8 protein-coding genes are annotated in these 17,427 nt (G+C 69.3%); 4 read left to right on the forward strand and 4 right to left on the reverse strand.

Going from position 1 to position 17,427, the window contains the following annotated elements; all coding sequences use genetic code 11:
• Positions 1-48: 48 nt before the first annotated feature.
• From QQM72_RS12475 to QQM72_RS12490, 4 genes are all read right to left on the reverse strand, one after another.
• On the reverse strand, positions 49-3,231 hold the full coding sequence (locus QQM72_RS12475; RefSeq protein ID WP_314220910.1) for a type I restriction endonuclease subunit R: 3,183 nt from the start codon (positions 3,229-3,231) through the stop codon (positions 49-51).
• Entirely contained in the window at positions 3,228-4,502 is a 1,275-nt protein-coding gene (locus QQM72_RS12480; RefSeq protein WP_314220911.1) for a restriction endonuclease subunit S, read from the reverse strand. Before QQM72_RS12480 ends, QQM72_RS12475 begins: the two co-directional genes overlap by 4 nt.
• Positions 4,499-6,490, reverse strand: coding sequence for a type I restriction-modification system subunit M (locus QQM72_RS12485; RefSeq protein WP_314220912.1), 1,992 nt, complete (start codon positions 6,488-6,490; stop codon positions 4,499-4,501). The genes QQM72_RS12480 and QQM72_RS12485 overlap by 4 nt, the downstream gene beginning before the upstream one ends.
• Positions 6,491-6,580: 90 nt before the next feature.
• Positions 6,581-8,884: an N-6 DNA methylase gene (locus QQM72_RS12490; RefSeq protein WP_314220913.1), complete on the reverse strand. Its 2,304-nt coding sequence runs from the start codon at positions 8,882-8,884 to the stop codon at positions 6,581-6,583.
• 456 nt (positions 8,885-9,340) lie between these two features.
• Here QQM72_RS12490 and QQM72_RS12495 point away from each other — a divergent pair, with 456 nt between their 5' ends.
• The 4 genes from QQM72_RS12495 to QQM72_RS12510 all read left to right on the forward strand — a co-directional run bounded on the left by QQM72_RS12495 (position 9,341) and on the right by QQM72_RS12510 (position 17,388).
• Entirely contained in the window at positions 9,341-12,937 is a 3,597-nt protein-coding gene (locus tag QQM72_RS12495) for a HelD family protein (RefSeq protein ID WP_314220914.1), read from the forward strand.
• A 91-nt stretch (positions 12,938-13,028) separates the two neighbouring features.
• Positions 13,029-14,768, forward strand: coding sequence for a hypothetical protein (locus QQM72_RS12500; RefSeq protein WP_314220915.1), 1,740 nt, complete (start codon positions 13,029-13,031; stop codon positions 14,766-14,768).
• Positions 14,769-14,890: 122 nt separating this feature from the next.
• Positions 14,891-15,343, forward strand: coding sequence for a hypothetical protein (locus tag QQM72_RS12505; protein ID WP_314220916.1), 453 nt, complete (start codon positions 14,891-14,893; stop codon positions 15,341-15,343).
• Positions 15,340-17,388, forward strand: a complete 2,049-nt coding sequence (locus tag QQM72_RS12510; protein ID WP_314220917.1) for an Hsp70 family protein — start codon at positions 15,340-15,342, stop codon at positions 17,386-17,388. Before QQM72_RS12505 ends, QQM72_RS12510 begins: the two co-directional genes overlap by 4 nt.
• The last annotated feature ends 39 nt before the right edge of the window (positions 17,389-17,427 follow it).

The raw sequence follows: 17,427 nt of genomic DNA on the forward strand, positions 1-17,427 counted from the left end.
GGGACGTACGACGTGCGGGGCCCGGCACGACGCCGGGCCCCGCACGCGTCAGACGTCGTCCAGACCCTCTTCGCTGCGGATCATCCGCCAGGCGGCCCGCCGCGCGCTCCGGTCCAGGTTGGACTTGAAGCTGCGGTCGGCGCCGAAGTAGCGCTTGCCGAGCGTGTCGATGGTGGACACGTGATCCATCATGTACTCGTTGAACTTCTTGTCGAAGACGACGGCGAAGTTGTCCTCGTCGTTGACGACGGCGGCGGCCCGGACCTTCGGGTCCTCCTTCGTGGCGTTGAACGCCGGAAGGACGTCGGCCTCCGTGAACTCCGTGCCGAACTTGGCGTTGAACTTGTCGATCAGCTCGGACAGAAGCGACTTCTCGGCGTCCTTCGCACCGCCGGTGCCGTCGCCGAAGCCCTTCAGCTCGGCCGAGCCCTCCGGGTTGAGGGACACGTCGTGCTCGCCGGTCTTCGCCACGCGCAGGTGACTCAGGTCGACCTCGCCTATGTCGACGCCACCGTCGGCGTTGCGGGGGAGGCGGTTGAGGAGGTAGCGCCCGTAGAGGTGCAGCCGTTCCAGGTCGGGGTCCTGGTAGGGCACGATCTGCGCCAGGAAGCCGTACTTGCGGACGTAGTCGTTGAGGTTGGCGCGGAACTCCTCCGCGGTCTCGACCTCGTCCTCCTCCTCGCTGTCCATCAGCTTGGTGAAGCGGGTGACGGCGGGGGACAGGAGCCGGTACAGCTCGGCGTGCAGCTTCTCCCACTTGGCCTGTGAACCGGCCGCCTTCTCCTTGGCCTCGAAGTACGCGGCGGCGAACTCGTCCATGTCCTGTTCGGAGATGACCGGCGCGGACATGACGCGGCTCTGGGCCGTGTAGAGGAGGTTCGGGTCGGACGGGAGGGTCGTCGCCTCCTCGAAGTACGGGCGGAAGGCCTCCTGGATGTCCTCGGCCTCGTTGACGAAGTCCAGAACGGCCAGGTCGGCCTGGGACTTGCGTTCGGCGGTGCGGTTGAGGCGGGACAGGGTCTGCACGGCGGAGATGCCGGTGAGCGTCTTGTTGACGTACATCGTCGTGAGGAGCGGCTGGTCGAAGCCGGTCTGGTACTTCTCCGCGACGACCAGGATCTTGTACTCCTGCTGTCCCTTGCCGCCGGCCTTCACGGCCTTGTCGTCGGCGCGGGTGTAGGCGAACGCCTTCGGCAGCGCGCCCTCCGGCAGACCGCCGTTCTCCTTGGTCTCGGTGGTCTCCTGGTCGTCGATCGTGAGGGAACCGGAGAAGGCGACGAGTACGCCCAGGTCGGGGTACTTGGTGTCGTAGTCACGGTCCTTGATGTAGCTCTTGATCGCTCGCGCCATCTGCGCGGCCGACTGCCGGGACGCGGTGACCACCATGGACTTGGCCCGCCCGCCGAGCCGGCCACGGGTGTGTGTCACGAAGTGCTCGACGATCACCATCGCGTGCTGGGACACGGTGTGTTCGTGCGTGAGCGCGAACCGGGCGAGCAGGCTGTTGGCCTTGGAGGGGTCGACCTCCTTCTCGTCCGGGTTCTGGTTCACCAGCTTCCAGTACGTGGCGTACGTGACGTAGTTGCGCAGCGGATCGAGGATGAAGCCTTCCTCGATGGCCTGGCGCATGGAGTACGTGTGGAAGGGGCGGTAGACCGCCTTGCCGTTCTCCGTGCTCTCGGTGCCGAAGAGTTCGAGGGTCTTCGCCTTGGGCGTTGCGGTGAAGGCGAAGTAGGAGAGGTTCGTGGCCCGGGACCGCTCCACCGCCTTCCCCTTGAGCTTGTCGCCGAGCGTGACGGTCGTCGCGCCCTCGTCCTCCGAGTCGGAGTCCAGACCGAGTTCCCGCAGCGCGGACTTGACGGCCGTGGCCGCGTCCCCGGACTGCGAGGAGTGCGCCTCGTCGATGACGATCGCGAAGCGCGTGCCCTTGATCTCGGTCGGGTTGCGCTTGATGTAGTCGAGCAGCGCAGGGAACGAGTGCAGGGTGACGGTCACGATCTTGCCGGTGTCCCGCGACAGGGCGCGCGCGAGCTGCTCGCTCTTCGCGCCGTGCTTCTCGTCGACCTTCACGACCAGGCCGTCGGTCTGCGAGAAACTGCCGACCGTTTCCCGGAGTTGGGCGTCCAGGTTGCGGCGGTCCGTGATGACGATGACCTTGTCGAAGACGGGCTCACCCGGCTTGATGCGGCCACCGGCGAGGGCTTCGGGTTCGAGGGAGTGCGGGTCGGTGCGGGCGTGCAGGTCGCTCAGGCGGTGGGCCAGCCAGCCGATGGTGTTCGACTTGCCGGAGCCGGCGGACGCCATGACCAGGTAGTTGTGGCCGGTGCCCCGCGTGGACGCGTGAGCGGTCAGCTTCCGGACGACGTCCCACTGGTGGTAGCGGGGGAAGATCGTCGACTTGGTGGTGCCGCCGCCGGGCGTCTTGTGCTTCTGCTGGTGCGCGAAGCGGTGGAGGAGGTCGAGCCAGTTCTCGGGGTGCCAGACCTGTTCCCAGAGGTAGGAGGTGGCGTACGTCCCGAAGGTGGTGGGCGCGGGGTTGCCCGCGCCGCCGGGCTGGCCGGGGCCGTTCGAGCCGGTGTTGAACGGCAGGAACCTCGTGCTCTTGCCCCGGAGCTGGGTCGTCACGAACACCAGGTCCGGGTCGACGGCGAAGTTCGCGATGACCCGGCGCGTGAAGATCAGCTCGGTCGGGTCGCGGTCGGTCCGGTACTGCTCCTTGGCGTGCTCGACGCCCTGCCCGGTCAGCGGGTTCTTCAACTCGGCCGTGGCGACCGGGATGCCGTTCAGGAACAGGGCCAGGTCGAGCAGGTGGCCCCAGTCGGCCTGCTTGGTGGCGTAGGGGAGTTCCCGGACGACGGTGAGGCGGTTGGCCCGGTAGTCGTCGAGGACGTTCTCGGCGGCGACCAGATTCGGCCTGAAATAGGCGACGCGGAGGAGGATCCCGCGATCCTTGACCCCGTTCCGCAGGACGTGCAGCAGCCCGTCGTCGGCGATGGCCCGGTCAAGACGCTGCACGAAGCCGCGCTCGGCCTCGCTCTTGTTGCCGCCGTAGATGCTGAGAAGGTCGTTCCACTCGTCGAGCTGCGTCTCGCGGATGAACGCGAACAGCTCATCGGTGTCGAGACCGAGATCGGCCCGGTACTTCTTACGATCCCCCTCACGCCACCCCCGCTCGCAGAGAGCGGCGACGATGGCATCCCCGAAGGCGGACTCGTCGTGCACGGGGCTCATCCCTGGAGTCCTTCCGTTACGTTGCGGCCACTGGCGGTGGAGACGTCAAACTGCCCGGTTACGGCAGCGGTGATGAGGGCTTGGCGGCGTTCGGCGAGCAACGTAGCTTGCCGTGCGACCTTGTCACGCAAGGCATCGAGATTCGACCGCTGCTGGCCGACGCGCTTGACCAGGTCGAGTTGCGCATCCAGGGGGGCGGCCGGGATCGGCCACCCCTTGACTTCTTCGAAGCGGATGTTAGCCATGGATTGGGAAGCCCCGTTCGATGCAGCCGCGCAGAGATCGCGAATCCGTCGTCCTCGCGCCAGGGTGGCCACAAATTCAGCCGAGATGCGCGCGTCCAAGCGAACTCGGAAGATCTTGTCTGACAGTAGAAGCTTGCTCCGGACATGAGGGACGACCGCAGTTGAGCCGACGAGCTGGGGCGTATTGGCTCGCGTGATAAGGAGGTCACCTTCTCGAACCTCATGGCGCGGATCCGGCTTGATCTCGGCAGGTAGTTGTTTATTCTCGTCTGGAAAGAAGCGTTCGGGGCGGAGGCAACTGACCTTGAGTACTCCCCATTCATTGGGACCAGCCGGGAAGGCGTCAGCTTGAGGGCTTGTGCCTTGTTCCATGCCCAGGAGGAATCGACGAAGGGGAACTGTTCCCCACTCGTTCATCAGGTTGTCGATTGCTGAATCGAGTTGGGCCGATTCGCGCTCATCGAGCCTCTGCATGACTTGTTGCTGGAGCTGAATGAGCCGTTCAATGTTGGCGGTCTCGGCGTCGAGGAAGTCGGCGATGCGACGCTGCACCTCGACCGGTGGGACCGGGATGGGCACGCCTGACAAGTCTTCCTTGGTGACATGAACCATACCGATCATGCCGCTCGTGAGCTCACGCTCGATCCAGCGGGTGGCCGCCATTAGAGCCCAGTAGAGCCACCGCGGATCACAGCCGAAGACACCGACCTTGAAGATGTGCTGGTTCAGGTAGTGCTTGCCGTGCTTGGTCCACAGGTAGGGGCCGAACGAGGTCCCGGGGTTCCCCGACCAAGAGAACAGCAAGTCACCGGAATCGACCCGGTATCTATTTGGGAGGCTGAGTTCGGAGTGGTTGAAGCGCGACGACCCGTTGAGGTTCTCGATTCGGATGATCGGGGTGCCGGTGTCGCTCCGTTGACCGGAGTTGAAGACGTAACCGTTCGTCAGTGTGGCCAGGTACTTGAGCGGGACCGCAGCCCAGGTTCCGGGAAGGGCGCTCCCGTATGGGAGACATGCGTCCGTCATTCCGTCACTTCCCCGAGCAGCCCCTGAATTTCCGCCTCCAGCGCCTTCAACTCCGCGTCGATCTCCGACAGCGGCCTCGGCGGCTCGTACACGTAGAAGTGTCGCGTGAACGGGATCTCGTAGCCCACCTTCGTCTTGGTGTGGTCGATCCACGCGTCCGGGACGTGCGGGTGGACCTCGCGCTTGAGGTACTCCTCGACGTCCTCGCCCAGCGGAACGTTCTCGTAGTCCCGAAGCTCCGAGTCCGGCTCGGCCTCGCCCTTGATGCGCTGGACCTCGCCCTCCGGGTGCCGGACGCCGATCGATTCCCGTACCGCCTTCGCGAACGGCGCGCCCGCCGGCCACAGCAGCCCGGCCGCGACCACCGCGTCCTTGAGTGCCACCAGCGCCTCGGACTTCGTCCCCCACGACGAGCCCAGCAGCGTACGCACCGCGCCGACGAAGTCCTCGGACTGCTCCAGCTTCTGCACCGGCTTCGACGCGGCCAGTGCCGCCAGCGTCTCCTCCGTCACCTCGAAGCGGAGCTTCAGCGGGCGTTCGACGGTGATCCGCTGGTACCCGAAGTCGGTGTTGGCGAAGACCTTCACCTTGGCGTGGAGCGGGTGTTCCGGGTCGGCGGCGGCGGTGAGCGCGTCGCCGTACAGCCGGGTCACCGTGGCGATGTGGTCCTTGCCGAGTTCCTTGCGCTTGTCGCCGAGGGACTTGCGCATCTTCTGCCACTGGTCACGCGCGTCCAGCAGGACGACCTTGCCCTTGTGGTCGGGGTTCTTGCGGTTGGTCAGGATCCAGAAGTACGTGGAGATGCCGGTGTTGTAGAAGAGCTGGTCGGGGAGCGCGACGATGGCCTCAAGCCAGTCGTTCTCCAGGATCCAGCGGCGGATCTCCGACTCGCCGGAGCCCGCCGCGCCCGTGAACAGGGGCGAGCCGTTGAAGACGATCGCGATGCGGGAGCCGCCCCCGCCGTTCACGTCGACCGGCTTCATCTTCGAGATCATGTGCTGGAGGAACAGCAGCGAACCGTCGTTGATCCGCGGGAGCCCCGCGCCGAAGCGGCCGGAGTCGCCGAGCGACTTGTGCTCGAACTCGACGTCCTCCTTGACCTTCTTCCACTCCACGCCGAACGGCGGGTTGGCCAGCAGGTAGTCGAAGGACCTGCGGGCGTGGCCGTCGTCGGAGAAGGAGTTGCCGAACGCGATGTTCTCCGGGTCCTGGCCCTTGATCATGAGGTCGGACCGGCAGATCGCCCAGGACTCGGGGTTCAGCTCCTGCCCGTACACCTCGACGGTGGCGTCGGAGTTGTAGTCCTTGATGTGGTCCTCGACCGCCGAGAGCATGCCGCCCGTGCCGCAGGCCGGGTCCATGACCGTGCGGATGACGCCGGGGACGTGGAGCGCGTCGCCGTCCGGGGCGATCAGGAGGTTCACCATCAGCTTGATGACCTCGCGCGGGGTGAAGTGCTCACCGGCCGTCTCGTTCGACTGCTCGGCGAAGCGGCGGATCAACTCCTCGAAGATGTAGCCCATGTTGTGGTTGGGCACGATCTCGGGGCGCAGGTCCAGGTCGGTGAACTTGCCGATGACCTGGTAGAGCAGGCCCGCGCTGTCGAGCCGCTTGATCTGCTGGGCGAACTCGAACCGCTCCAGGACGCCCCGCGCGTTGTCCGAGAACGCGCCCACGTACACGTGGAGGTTCTTCGCCGCGTTCTGCGGGTCCGCCGCGATCTTCTTCAGGGTCAGGGCGGACTTGTTGTAGAAGGAGTGGCCCGAAGCCCGGCGCAGGAAGCCGTCCGGGTCGATGTCGCTGTCCTTGTACTGGGCCGCCAGCTCCGCGACCTTCTCGCGCTTCGGCTCCAGCACGCACTCCAGTCGCCGCAGCACCGTGAACGGCAGGATGACCTTGCCGTAGTCGGACTGCTTGTAGTCCCCCCGCAGGAGGTCGGCGACGGACCACGCGTGGTTCGCCAACTCCGTGTGCTTACTGCTGTTCAACTGAATCCCCGAATTCCTTTCCGAGATGTCCCGCATGTCCCGCCCCCACCGCGCCGCGGCATGAGCCGCGCGGGTGCCGACAAGTGTGGTCTATGTGGATGAAGGGCCGTATGTCGAATGCCGTGAACCGGCCCCCTGCGGGTGAGCTGCCTCGCCGTCCCGGCCCACCGCTTCCCGGCCCACCGCTTCCCGTCCCGCCGCTTCCCGGCCCGCCGCGTCCCGCCCGGGAAGCAGTTGCCCCCCGGTCAGGCCGCCCGCCAGCAGCCGGGCCGTCTCCTCCGCCAGGCGCGTCGCCCGCCGGGCCTCGGCCCGCAGGGCGTGCACGTGCCGGAACGCCTCTCCGTACCGGCGCTGCTCCTCCAACGGCAGCAGCGGCACGCGCAGTCGACCCGGGCTGACGGTCAGGACCGTGCTGCCCGTCGACGCGCCCGCGATGTTCTCCTCCGCGCCCAGGAACCCGGCGAGGAACCAGGCGTCCAGGCGCGCCGGATCAGGCCGGAAGAGGTGGACGTGGGGGCCGAGCAGCGCGCCGGCGTCCTCCTCGCCCGCGACCCGCGCCATCGGTCCGCCCCCGTTCGCGACCGCTCGTACGAGGACGTCCCCGACGGCGACCAGGGGCGCCACGGCGCTGCGCAGTTCCGACGGGTCGCCCGTGGGGCCCGACCCGCGTGCGATGTCCGCGCCGGTGAGGACGGCGCGCGCACCGGGTGCCTCCGGGTTCGCGTCCCCGGCTTCCGCCCGGTCCGCCCGCTCCGCCTCTTCCGCGCGGCCCCGCGCACCCTCCGGCGCCGTCCGCAGGAAGGTGAGCGCTCCGCCGCGCGAGAGGTCGGACGCCGTGGCCGTCCGCCATTCGCGTGCCGCGGCTCCCGCGCTGCCCCACTCCTCGTGAGCGGCCGTCCGCGCGAGCGACTTCGCGGCCTTGACGAGGTCCCGCCGGGCCGCGTCGACCTCCGCCGACAGTTCCGCCGGATCGACCTCGGCCCGCGACGCCCGTACGAGACGTGCCGGGGTCAGGTCCACCACGTCGTCCAGCAGGTCCACGACGCCCGCCGCGTGCGCGACCCCGGGTTCGCCCTCGAACGTGTCCGGGTTCTCCGTGAACGCCCGCCACACCCCCAGGACCCGCGCCGTGAGCTCGGCCCAGTCCGGCGCGGCGGACCGGCTCCCGGTGCCCCGGGCGCGGGTGCCTGTGGCCGTGCCGTCGCCCCCCGTACCCGCCGGCGACGACGTCTCCGCCACGTCCACGAACAGCACCGACTTGCGCTCCGGGCCGCCCGGTTCGGGACGTTGCAGCACCCAGATCTGGAGACCGACGTGCAGCGGAACCGACGCGCCCACCGGTAGGGCGATGACCGCGCGCAGAGCCCCGCCGCGTACCAGCTCCGCCCGTACGCGACGGCCCGACGCGCGGCCTGCCATGGCGGGCGGCAGGAGCAGGACCGCGTGGCCGCCCGGCGTCAGGTGGGCGAGCGCGTGCTGCACCCACGCCAGTTCCGATTCGGCGCGGGGCGGTACGCCGTACGCCCAGCGGGGGTCGTACGCGAGCTCGTCGTGACCCCAGTCGCGGACGCCGAAGGGCGGGTTGCACAGCACGGCGTCGACGACGAGGCCGGGGAAGGCGTCCGCGCGGAGACTGTCGGCGGCGCGCACGGTGACCTCGGCCCGCGGAGCGGTCAGCATCAGGCTCACGGCGCTGCGCCGGGCCTGCACGGGGAGCGTGTCCTGGCCGTACAGCTCGCGTGCGCCCCGCCGGGCCGCGGCCGCCAGCAGGGTGCCGCTGCCGCAGGCCGGGTCGAGGACGCGGACCGGCGGTCCGGGGATCAGGCCGGCCAGCAGGTCCGCGAGCGGTTCGGGGGTCCGGTACGCGCCGGACGCGGCGCTGTCCTCCAGCTCCCGCTCGGCGAGCACGCCCAGCGCGGCCTGGCCGCCCTCGTCGCGTACACACGCGTACAGGGCGCGCAGCACCGCCGTGTCGTCCGCCCTGAAGCGGACGGCGTCCGCGACCGGCACGGTGTCGGCCACGGTGGCCACCTCGCGCTCGGCGCGGCTGACCAGGTCCGGGTCCGGCAGCAGCGCGGCGGCCGTCAGCTCCTTTGGCGAGCGGCGCGCCGCCGCGAGAACCAGCAGGAGGAGGTCGGACGTGCCTGCGCCGCTCTGCGCATGCAGACGGAGGGTCGTCCGCAGCTCCTCCGAGGGACTCGCCGCGGCGACCTGGCCGCGCGAGGCGAGCCAGGAACGCACGGACTCCAGGTCGTACAGCGGGCTGCTGTCCGTACCGCCGGACGGGGCCGGGAAGTCGTCGTGCCGGCGTCGCCAGTTGCTGACCGTGGCGCGCGTGACCCCCGCGATGCGGGAGATCTCGGCGGCGGTCACCTGGGCGGATGGCTGGGACATGAATGGGGTCCTGGCTCTCGGGCTTCTGTCTCGCTCGGCAGCGGACGTCAACAACCTACAGCACCCTTCAAATCTGTCAACGTGATTGACAGTGCTTTCAGTGAGGTGCTTATCTTTCGGTGCTTCCGATGGGAAGCGGCCGCCCGGCAGGCCTCTGCCGGGCGCGTGTACGCACGGTTCGGCTCGATCATCGCGAACAACAACCTGGGGGGCGGGGCGGGTGACGCTCAACAAGGGGAGTACTTCAAGACCAACCGGTGCAAGGAACGGAAGAGTGTCGGCTGACTCCCGGCGTTGCGTGAAGTGACGAGCATCACAGCAACCACAGAGGTGTCTGTGAAGTCGAAGAATGCGCCGACTCCCGTGGTCTTTTCCGGAAACGGCGCAGTACAACCGCAGGAGAAGGGCAGATCGGACAGCATGGCGAAGCGCGCACGTCGGGCGGATGTCCTTGCCATGGAACAGCGGGCTGTCGACCACGCCTACCGCTGCCTCGAACACTCGCGACGCGAGGCCGCCGTGCTCAAGGAGGTGGCGGCCTCCGCCAGCGGCAAGGACGCGATCGACGTCAACCGTGCCTGGCGGCGGGAGCTGAACAGCCTCGATCTCGGCAGGAACTCCCTCGTGTTCATGAGGGCCGATGTCGACGAGGGGGCCGGCGCCGAGACGTTCTACATCGGCCGCCGCGCGGTGTTCGACGCGGAGCGCAACCCCGCCGTCATCTCCTGGAGCGCCCCGGCCGCCGTCCAGTGGAGACTGACCAGTGAGCAGGAGCCGGGCGGGGTGCGGCTGTTGCGCCAGATCGTCTGCGACGAGCGCGTTGTCAGGCGTTACTTCGACCTGCACGGCCGGGACGGCGCCGGTGCCCGCGCAGGCGAGAGCGGGCGACGGTCCCAGGAGCTCCGGGAGGACCGTCAGCCGGGCGAGCCCGAACAGTCCCAGCAGCCCGACGAGTTTCACGAGCCTGACGGGGCCGAAGAGGCCACGGGGCAGCTCGCCGAGCCCGAGTGGAGCGATCCGCTGCTCGACGAACTCGAGCGGGGGCGCGACGGCGCCCTGCACGACATCGTCGAGACGATCCAGCGTGACCAGCTCCGGCTCGTGACGGAGCAGCCCGGCGGGGTGCTCGTCGTCCAGGGCGGGCCCGGCACCGGCAAGACGGCCGTCGGGCTGCACCGGGTGAGCTGGCTCCTCGACAACCGGCACATGAGCGCCGACGACATCCTGGTGCTCGGGCCCAGCCGCGGATTCCTGCGGTACGCGGCGAGTGCCCTCGTGGAACTCGGCTCCAACGGTGTGACCATGCTCGACCTGCCCGCGTTGTGGTCGGGCGGCACCGCCGACCGCGACCCGCACGACGTCGCCGTCATCAAGGCCGACGCGCGGATGAGCCATGTCCTGCGGCGCGCCGTCGACAACCTCACCACCGACACGGCCGAGCGGCTCGAGGCACTGGTCGGCGGACCGGTGTTCTCCTTCGAACTCCGGCGTCGCGAGGTCGAGGTGCCCGTCGTGGAACTCGCCGACATCGCGGCCGCCGCGCTCCGCGGGGACAGCCCCTACGAGGTGCGTCGAGAGGGCTGCTTCCGGCAGATCGTGCAGCATCTCACCGAGGCCTACGTCGGGCTGCTGCCCGGTCCCGCCGACAGCGACTACTTCGACGTCATCCGCCAACTGCGTCCCGTCAGCCGCCTCATGCGGCGCATCGCACCCGAGCTCTCGGCACGCGACGTACTGCGCCGCCTGCTGTCCGGCGCCCCCGTGCTGGCCGCCGCCGCCGACGGCGTCCTCACCCCCGGCGAACAGGCCGCCCTCGTCGACCATCAGGAGAGCCGAGCGCGATCCGCACCCGCCCGGTTCGGGGCCGAGCCGAGTCTCGAAGACCTGGTCCTCCTTGACGAGCTGGAGTTCCTGTTGTCCGGGCGGCCCGAGCGGACGTACGGGCATGTGGTGGTCGACGAGGCGCAGGACGTCACGCCCATGCAGGCGCGGGCCCTCGCCCGCCGATGCCCCGGCGGGTCCATGACCGTCCTGGGAGACCTCGCCCAGGCCACCGGCCCGTTTCCCTACCGGGACTGGGAGAAGATCGGTACGACGCTCACCGGCCGTGACGGCTGGCGGGTGGCCGAACTGCTGACCGGGTTCCGGGTGCCCTGCGAGGTCATGGACTACGTGCGCCCGCTCGGCATGTACTGCGCTCCCGGAGTCGGTGTGCCCGACTCCGTGCGACGGACGGGTGCCGCCGTGGCCGTGGTCCAGGGCGGCGACCCGGCACAGCGGGCCGCCGAGCACGCTACCGCCCTCGCCTCGGGGCCGGACGGCGCCGCAGTCGGCCGTACGACCGCGGTGATCGTCCCGCAGGCGGCACGCTGGAAAGAGGCAGTGGTCGCGGCCGTGCCGGATCCCGGGACCGTCGCGGTGCTCACCGCCGAGGAGGCCAAAGGCCTCGAGTTCGACCATGTCGTCGTCGTGGAACCCGCGGCGATCGCCGCGGACGACGTGACCGGGCCGCGTCGCCTGTACGTGGCGCTCACCCGCTGCACCCAGTCCCTGACCGTGGTGCACCAGCGCCCGCTGCCCCGGTGGCTCGGAGGGCCGGGGAACCCCGTGCCGACTCCGAGGCAGTTCATGGCTCAGGTGGGTCGCAGGAAGAGCCCGCACGGTGGATCCGGGCTGTGCACCCGCTATCGGGTGGACGGGGCCAGGTGCGAGAACGAGACGCGGCAGCCGGACGGATGGTGCCGGAAACCGGGCTGCGGCGGCTTCCGGACCGCGCAGCCCGCGTCCCTGGGCAGGAGCTACCTCGGGGTCCCCAAGGACGGTGTGACCGAGTCCCGGCTGGAACTGTCGCCGGAACGCGTCTCCGACATCCGCATCACGTCGGCCGCGTGCGGCGCCTTCGTGGTCCGGCATCGGGGCAGCCTCGGTGAAGCCGCCGTCGAACTCCACGCGATGCTGGCCCCGTTCCTGGCCGGGGGCCGCCACCTGCGCACCGAGAACGGATGGCTCCTGGACCTGGAGGGCTACCGGCTGGTGCTGGACGCGGACGCTCGCGCCGTGACCGCGTACCTGACCGGCCATCCCGAGCGCAGCTTCGCGCAGGTGGCGGCGGGAGTGCCCTCTCGCGTCGGACATCAGGCGCGGGGCGCACGGCGATCCGCACTCACCGCGCCGGAGGCCGACGCCGGCCCCCGCCTGCCCGACGACACCGCCGTGCGCGGCCTGAGCATCCCGGACCTGCACGTCACCGCGGGGGCCTGCATCACGTTCGAGCGTCTCGCCCAGTGCTCGCAGTCGCCGGACGCGGAGTTCGTCCGGCGACTACGGGAGGACCTCGCGGCCGACCTGGAGACGGGCCGCGTCGAACGGGTGGGGCAGCGCCCGGTCGTCGAGGGCGAACACGGCCAGTGGTGGCTGCGGTCCGACGGCCGAGTCCTGACGACGGTCCGCCGGACCGGAACCGAGATCTACCGGGGTTTCGCGGCATCACCGGCCGACGAACCCGCACACGAGGGCAAGCCGACAGGACGAGGCGAACCCCCTCAGGAAAGGGACCACATGTCGACGAGCAGCACCGCCGGGGACGTCACGGGCGCCGTCACGGACCCGGCGGGTGGACCCGACCTGGCCGGCACGGTCGTCGAACGCGAGCGGGTCGCTCGTTCGCACCGCGTCCACGAAGGCCTGCGACACCGGCTGCTGGCCGATCTCTACGACTGCTTCGACGAAGTGGGCGACAGCGCATACGCCGACGCCTGGACGCACGGCCCCGACGGCACCACCCTCTTCGACGTCCTGGCCGAAGGTCCCCCGGAGTACGAGCGGATCCGCGAGGCCGCCCTCCACCTGCTGGAAGCATCCTGCCTGCACCCCGACGGACCTGCCGAGTACCTGGTCGTCGTACTCCCGGAGGCACCGGCGCAAGTCTGGGCCGCCGACGCCGCCGACCGGGCGTTCAGCGTCGGTCTGGCCTGGCGCGAAGGCTCGGGGTGGGCAGGACCCGCCGCGGCACGGATCCAGCCGGAGGAGCCGGACGAGGGCGGCACGCCCTGAGCCGGCCAAGGCGGGGTGATGTCGAGCCCGGACGGAAGGGCGAGATCCGACGGCCGGTGGGTCAGGGGCCGGATGAGCGATGTGGGAACAGATGGTGAATGACGACAGCCCCGCGACGGGCCTCGGGCCGGGCGCGTCCACGCAGCGGGCCGACATGGTCGAGGCATGGCGCGAGCGACGCCGGGCACGCCGACTGCGGCCGGACGCCGACGAACCGCAGACGACGGGCCTCGACGGGTTCGCGCTGCGCCGATGGCGCAGAGCCGGCGTGTTCGGCGCCGACGCGGTGCGACGTGTGGCACGGCTTCTGACCGACCTGCGCGACAGCCGGTCCGGTGACGCGACCGCGCCCGACTGGGCGCTGCAGGTGCTGGCCCGGTGTCTCGGAGGCGACCCGGTCGCCCAGTTGCCCTCCGCCGTACGGGCCCTGCTCGAACACGGCGAGGACCACGACGTCGTCACCGCCATGGCCGTCGTCCACGAGGCCGGGCTGCCCTGGCTGACGCCGCAGGGCCAGACCCGGCTCGAACACCTCATGGGCTCCGAACCGACCTTTGTGCCACGGGAGATGCGCCCCACCCTCACGGAGGACGCGTCGGGCGCCTTCGCCGCGCAGTACGCCCTTCGCCAGGAAGGACTCGCCGGGCTGTCACCCACGGTGTGTGCCCGGATCCTGCCGTGGGCGCCGCTCGGGATCGTGGACGACCTGATCGACGCCGGCGTCGTCACGAGTGACGGCGGGCCCTGGAAGGCGCGGCCCGACGTACGGGAACGGGACTACCTGCGGGCCAGGCTCGCCCCGGAGCAGGTGGACCAGGAGACGGCCGAGGCTCTCGGATGGCAGGAGTACCTGCGGCGCCGGCGCTTCCTCGACGGTGAGCACGCCGACGCGGTCGACGCGGAAGCGGCTGACCTCGCGGGCGAGAACGGCGACGAAACGGACGAAGACGTCTACGGTCTGCTCGAACGGGCCGCGGAGGGCGATGCCGACGCCGTCAAGGGACTGGAGTACGTCCTGCCCCGTTACCTGGTGTTGAGACTGCGTCAGATCCGGGACGGCGCCCTCACCGGCAACTGGCCCACGGACATTCTGGCCGACCGCGGACTGTGGCGACTGATGGCGGCGCTGTGGGAGCCGAAGGCCGCCGTGAGCCCCCGGCGCAGCACCTTCCACGCGCTGTCGGCACTGCGACACGCCTATGACTCCATCTGCGCGGGCGACCTGAAGAGAGCGCGAGCACAGGTGGAACTCCTCGTCGAGCACGACCAAGGGGATCCCGGGCAGGAGGCAGAGGCCTGGAACATGTCCGCCTACCTGGCACTCCTGGACGAGAACCTGGACGGGGCGCTCGCCGCCCTCGGTCAGATCGGGGAGAAAAGTCCCCGGACGGCACACAACCGAGAACTGCTCGAAAGACGGCGCACCCGGGCGCGCAACGACCGGCCCCATCCGTCCAACCCCTATCTGGAACTGGGACTGCCCCATCAGTCGCCGTTCTGGAAACAGCGGTACCGCGACCTGCGGCGGGAGTTCGCGGACGACCGGGAGGAGGCCGCCCGGCTGAACCGCGCCATGCGCCGCATCCAACAGGCCGAGCAGCACGAGGACTTGTCGGACTTCTTCGTGCTTCCCCTGGACGCGGATGCGTTCCGCCTGCCCGATGACCTGCCCGTCACCCTCGTGCCACCGGTCGAGCCGCTGCCGCGACGCACGGTGCCCCGCCATCCCGACGACGTGGAGACGGTGCGGCGTCGGGCACTGGCCGATCTCCTCCCCACCCTTCTCAACGCGCCCCGGCGCCCGGACCACCAGCACAGGACCACACATTGAGCAAGCCCCGGAATTGGATCAACCAGCCTGACTCCCCGAACCGCCGGCGGGGTGAGAGAGGCAGGTCCATTGATCCTGAACTACTTACCTATCAACCTCACGAACTGCTTAACCCGGCTGATGTGCTGAAGCGCTTCACGGAGAGTGCGCAGGCGCTCTTGGAGAGCGTTCCTGTTGGGAGCAGGCCTAAGCAGGGTGAGATCCTGGCCGCCTTGAGGCAGGGCGTACTCGAGGCGTTCAGGACTCGAGAAGAACATCTGGCGCGTCTCGTGGAGTGTGACCTTGAGGCGCGGGGGTCCGGCAATCGGATGAGCACACTCAAGTGGCAAGTGTCAGTCCGCAAAGCACTTCTCGGACTCGGCGTCCGAGTCGTCGAGTCTCCTGACGAACGTGAACATTTTGTCGTCGTCGAGGGCGAGGGGGAGGAGTTCGAGGTCGTGCGGCCCGCATACATCGACCAGGCGACCGGCAAGGTCATTTTGTCCGGCCAGCTGCGCCGGGTGCTCCGCCGACACACACAACCCGACGACGGCACCGGAACGCAGGACGCCGCGATGAAGGAGGACCAGCCGTGACGGCCACCGGGATCGACTTCGGCACCACCAACTCCGTGGTGGCGCAGTGGCAGGGCGACGACGTGGAGGTGCTGCCGCTCGACGCCCACCACCTCGACGCCGACTGGCGCCGGCCAGGCTTCGAGTTCCTCTTTCCGTCGGTCGTCGGCATGAGCTCGCTGCGCAGCGGCCCGCTCTTCGGATGGGAGGCGAAGCTGAGGTCGGAAGAAGCCGCGGAGGCCTGCAAGCGGCTCCTCAAGAGCGACGAATACGTGAACGTGCAAGGCCGGCGCTTCGCCGCCACCACTGCGGCCGCAGGCGTGTTCACCGCCATGAGAGACGGCGCGCGCCACAACCTCACCGAAATCGACCGTGCCGTCATCACCGTTCCCGCGAACGCCACGGGAGCCGCCCGATACCGCACCCGTGCGGCCGCCCGGTTCGCCGGCATCGACGTGCAGGCACTTCTCAACGAGCCGACCGCCGCCGCCATCTCCTACGTTCACGACATGCGCGAGGACGCCCAGATCCTGGTGTTCGACTGGGGCGGCGGAACCATCGACGTCACCGTCCTCGACTACGAGGACGGGTTCTTCGAGGAGCGAGCCTCGCGCGGTGTGACGGAACTCGGCGGGCTCGAGATCGACCGACGGCTCAGGAGGCTCGTCCTGGACAGGGCCCCGGCACGGCGCGAGTGGGCTCCCGCCCAGGAGCGTCAGTTCCGGCTCGACATCGAGCGGAGCAAGATCCTGTTGTCCTCGCAGCCCTCCGTGCGGATCAGGACGCCGGACGACAAGGAGGTGGAGATCTTCCAGGAGGAACTGGAAGAGTCGATCACCGATCTCGTGGACCGAGCCCTGGCCCCGGTCGAGGAGTGCCTGCGGGATCTTCACATGGCGCCGCTCGACGTGGACGACGTCCTCATGATCGGCGGTACCAGCCAGATCCCGAGCGTACGGGCGGCGGTCGCCGAGGCCCTGCAGATGGACCCGGTGCCGACCCAGTTGTGCGATCCGATGACAGCCGTGGCCCGCGGTGCCTCGATCGCGGCAGCCGTGCTGGCCAAGGAGACGCCCGGCGTCATCCAGGTCGCCAACAGCCACGCACTGGGGACCGTCGTCAAGGCGGCCGACGGACGGCGGAAGTTCAGCGAGATCATTCCCCGCAACTCACCGCTGCCGTGGAGCGAGCGCAAGAGCTACACCCCCAAGCGCGACCACGAGCGCAAGCTCACGGTGGAGATCTGGGAGGGTGACCCCGACAAGGAGCTCTCCGACTCCGACAACGTCCAGCTCACCGAGTTGACCCTGAACTACCCGACGCCCCGGGTACGGGAGGAGTCCCGTTTCGACCTGGAGTACACCTACGACTCCGACGGCCTGCTGCATGTGAAGGCCACCCTGGAGCACACCGGCCAGGTCGTGGTGGACGAGGAGGTGAAGAGCTTCGGCTCCGGCGGGGCGACTCCCGAGGTACGCAAGGAACTTGACGACCTGTTGACGGCAACCCCCGTGTCCTCGCAGCTGCTGCGGGGCAACGGGGCCGAGAAGGGTGGCCGTCCCGCTGTTTCTCCTTCCCAGGTCGGTGGGCCGGGGGAGGGCGACGAGGTTCACACGCTGGTGGTCGACGGCTCCAACCTGGCCTGGATCGGCCATTCGCCGAGCCGACCCGGCGTGTACGAGGAGGGCGACCGGCCGAGTTTCGCCCAACTCCTGGACGCTCGCGCAGCGCTCGCCAGGAAGTTCCCCGGGGCGGACATCCACGTGGTCGTGGACGCCACCTTCCGGCACAAGGTGGCGGAGGAGGAGAAAGCAGCCGTCGTCGCCGCCCTGAGCAAGGGAGACATCCTTCAGCCACCCGCGGGGACGGAAGGAAAGGGCGACGCACTGGTCGTGGCCATCGCGGACGAATCGGGTGCGGTGGCAGTGACCAACGACAACTACGTCGAGCTGCAGAGCCGTCATCCGTGGCTGCGTGAGAACGGACGAGTCCTCGGCGCCACGTACACCAAGGGAGTCTGGATCTTCACTCCGCGCACCTGTGTTGCGCCCGGCCTGAGGAGCTGAGCGCCGCCACTGACAGCCTGTCACCGAAGCGCCCGACCC

The sequence above is a fragment of the Streptomyces zaehneri genome (assembly GCF_032248645.1).
GTDB lineage: Bacteria > Actinomycetota > Actinomycetes > Streptomycetales > Streptomycetaceae > Streptomyces > Streptomyces coriariae.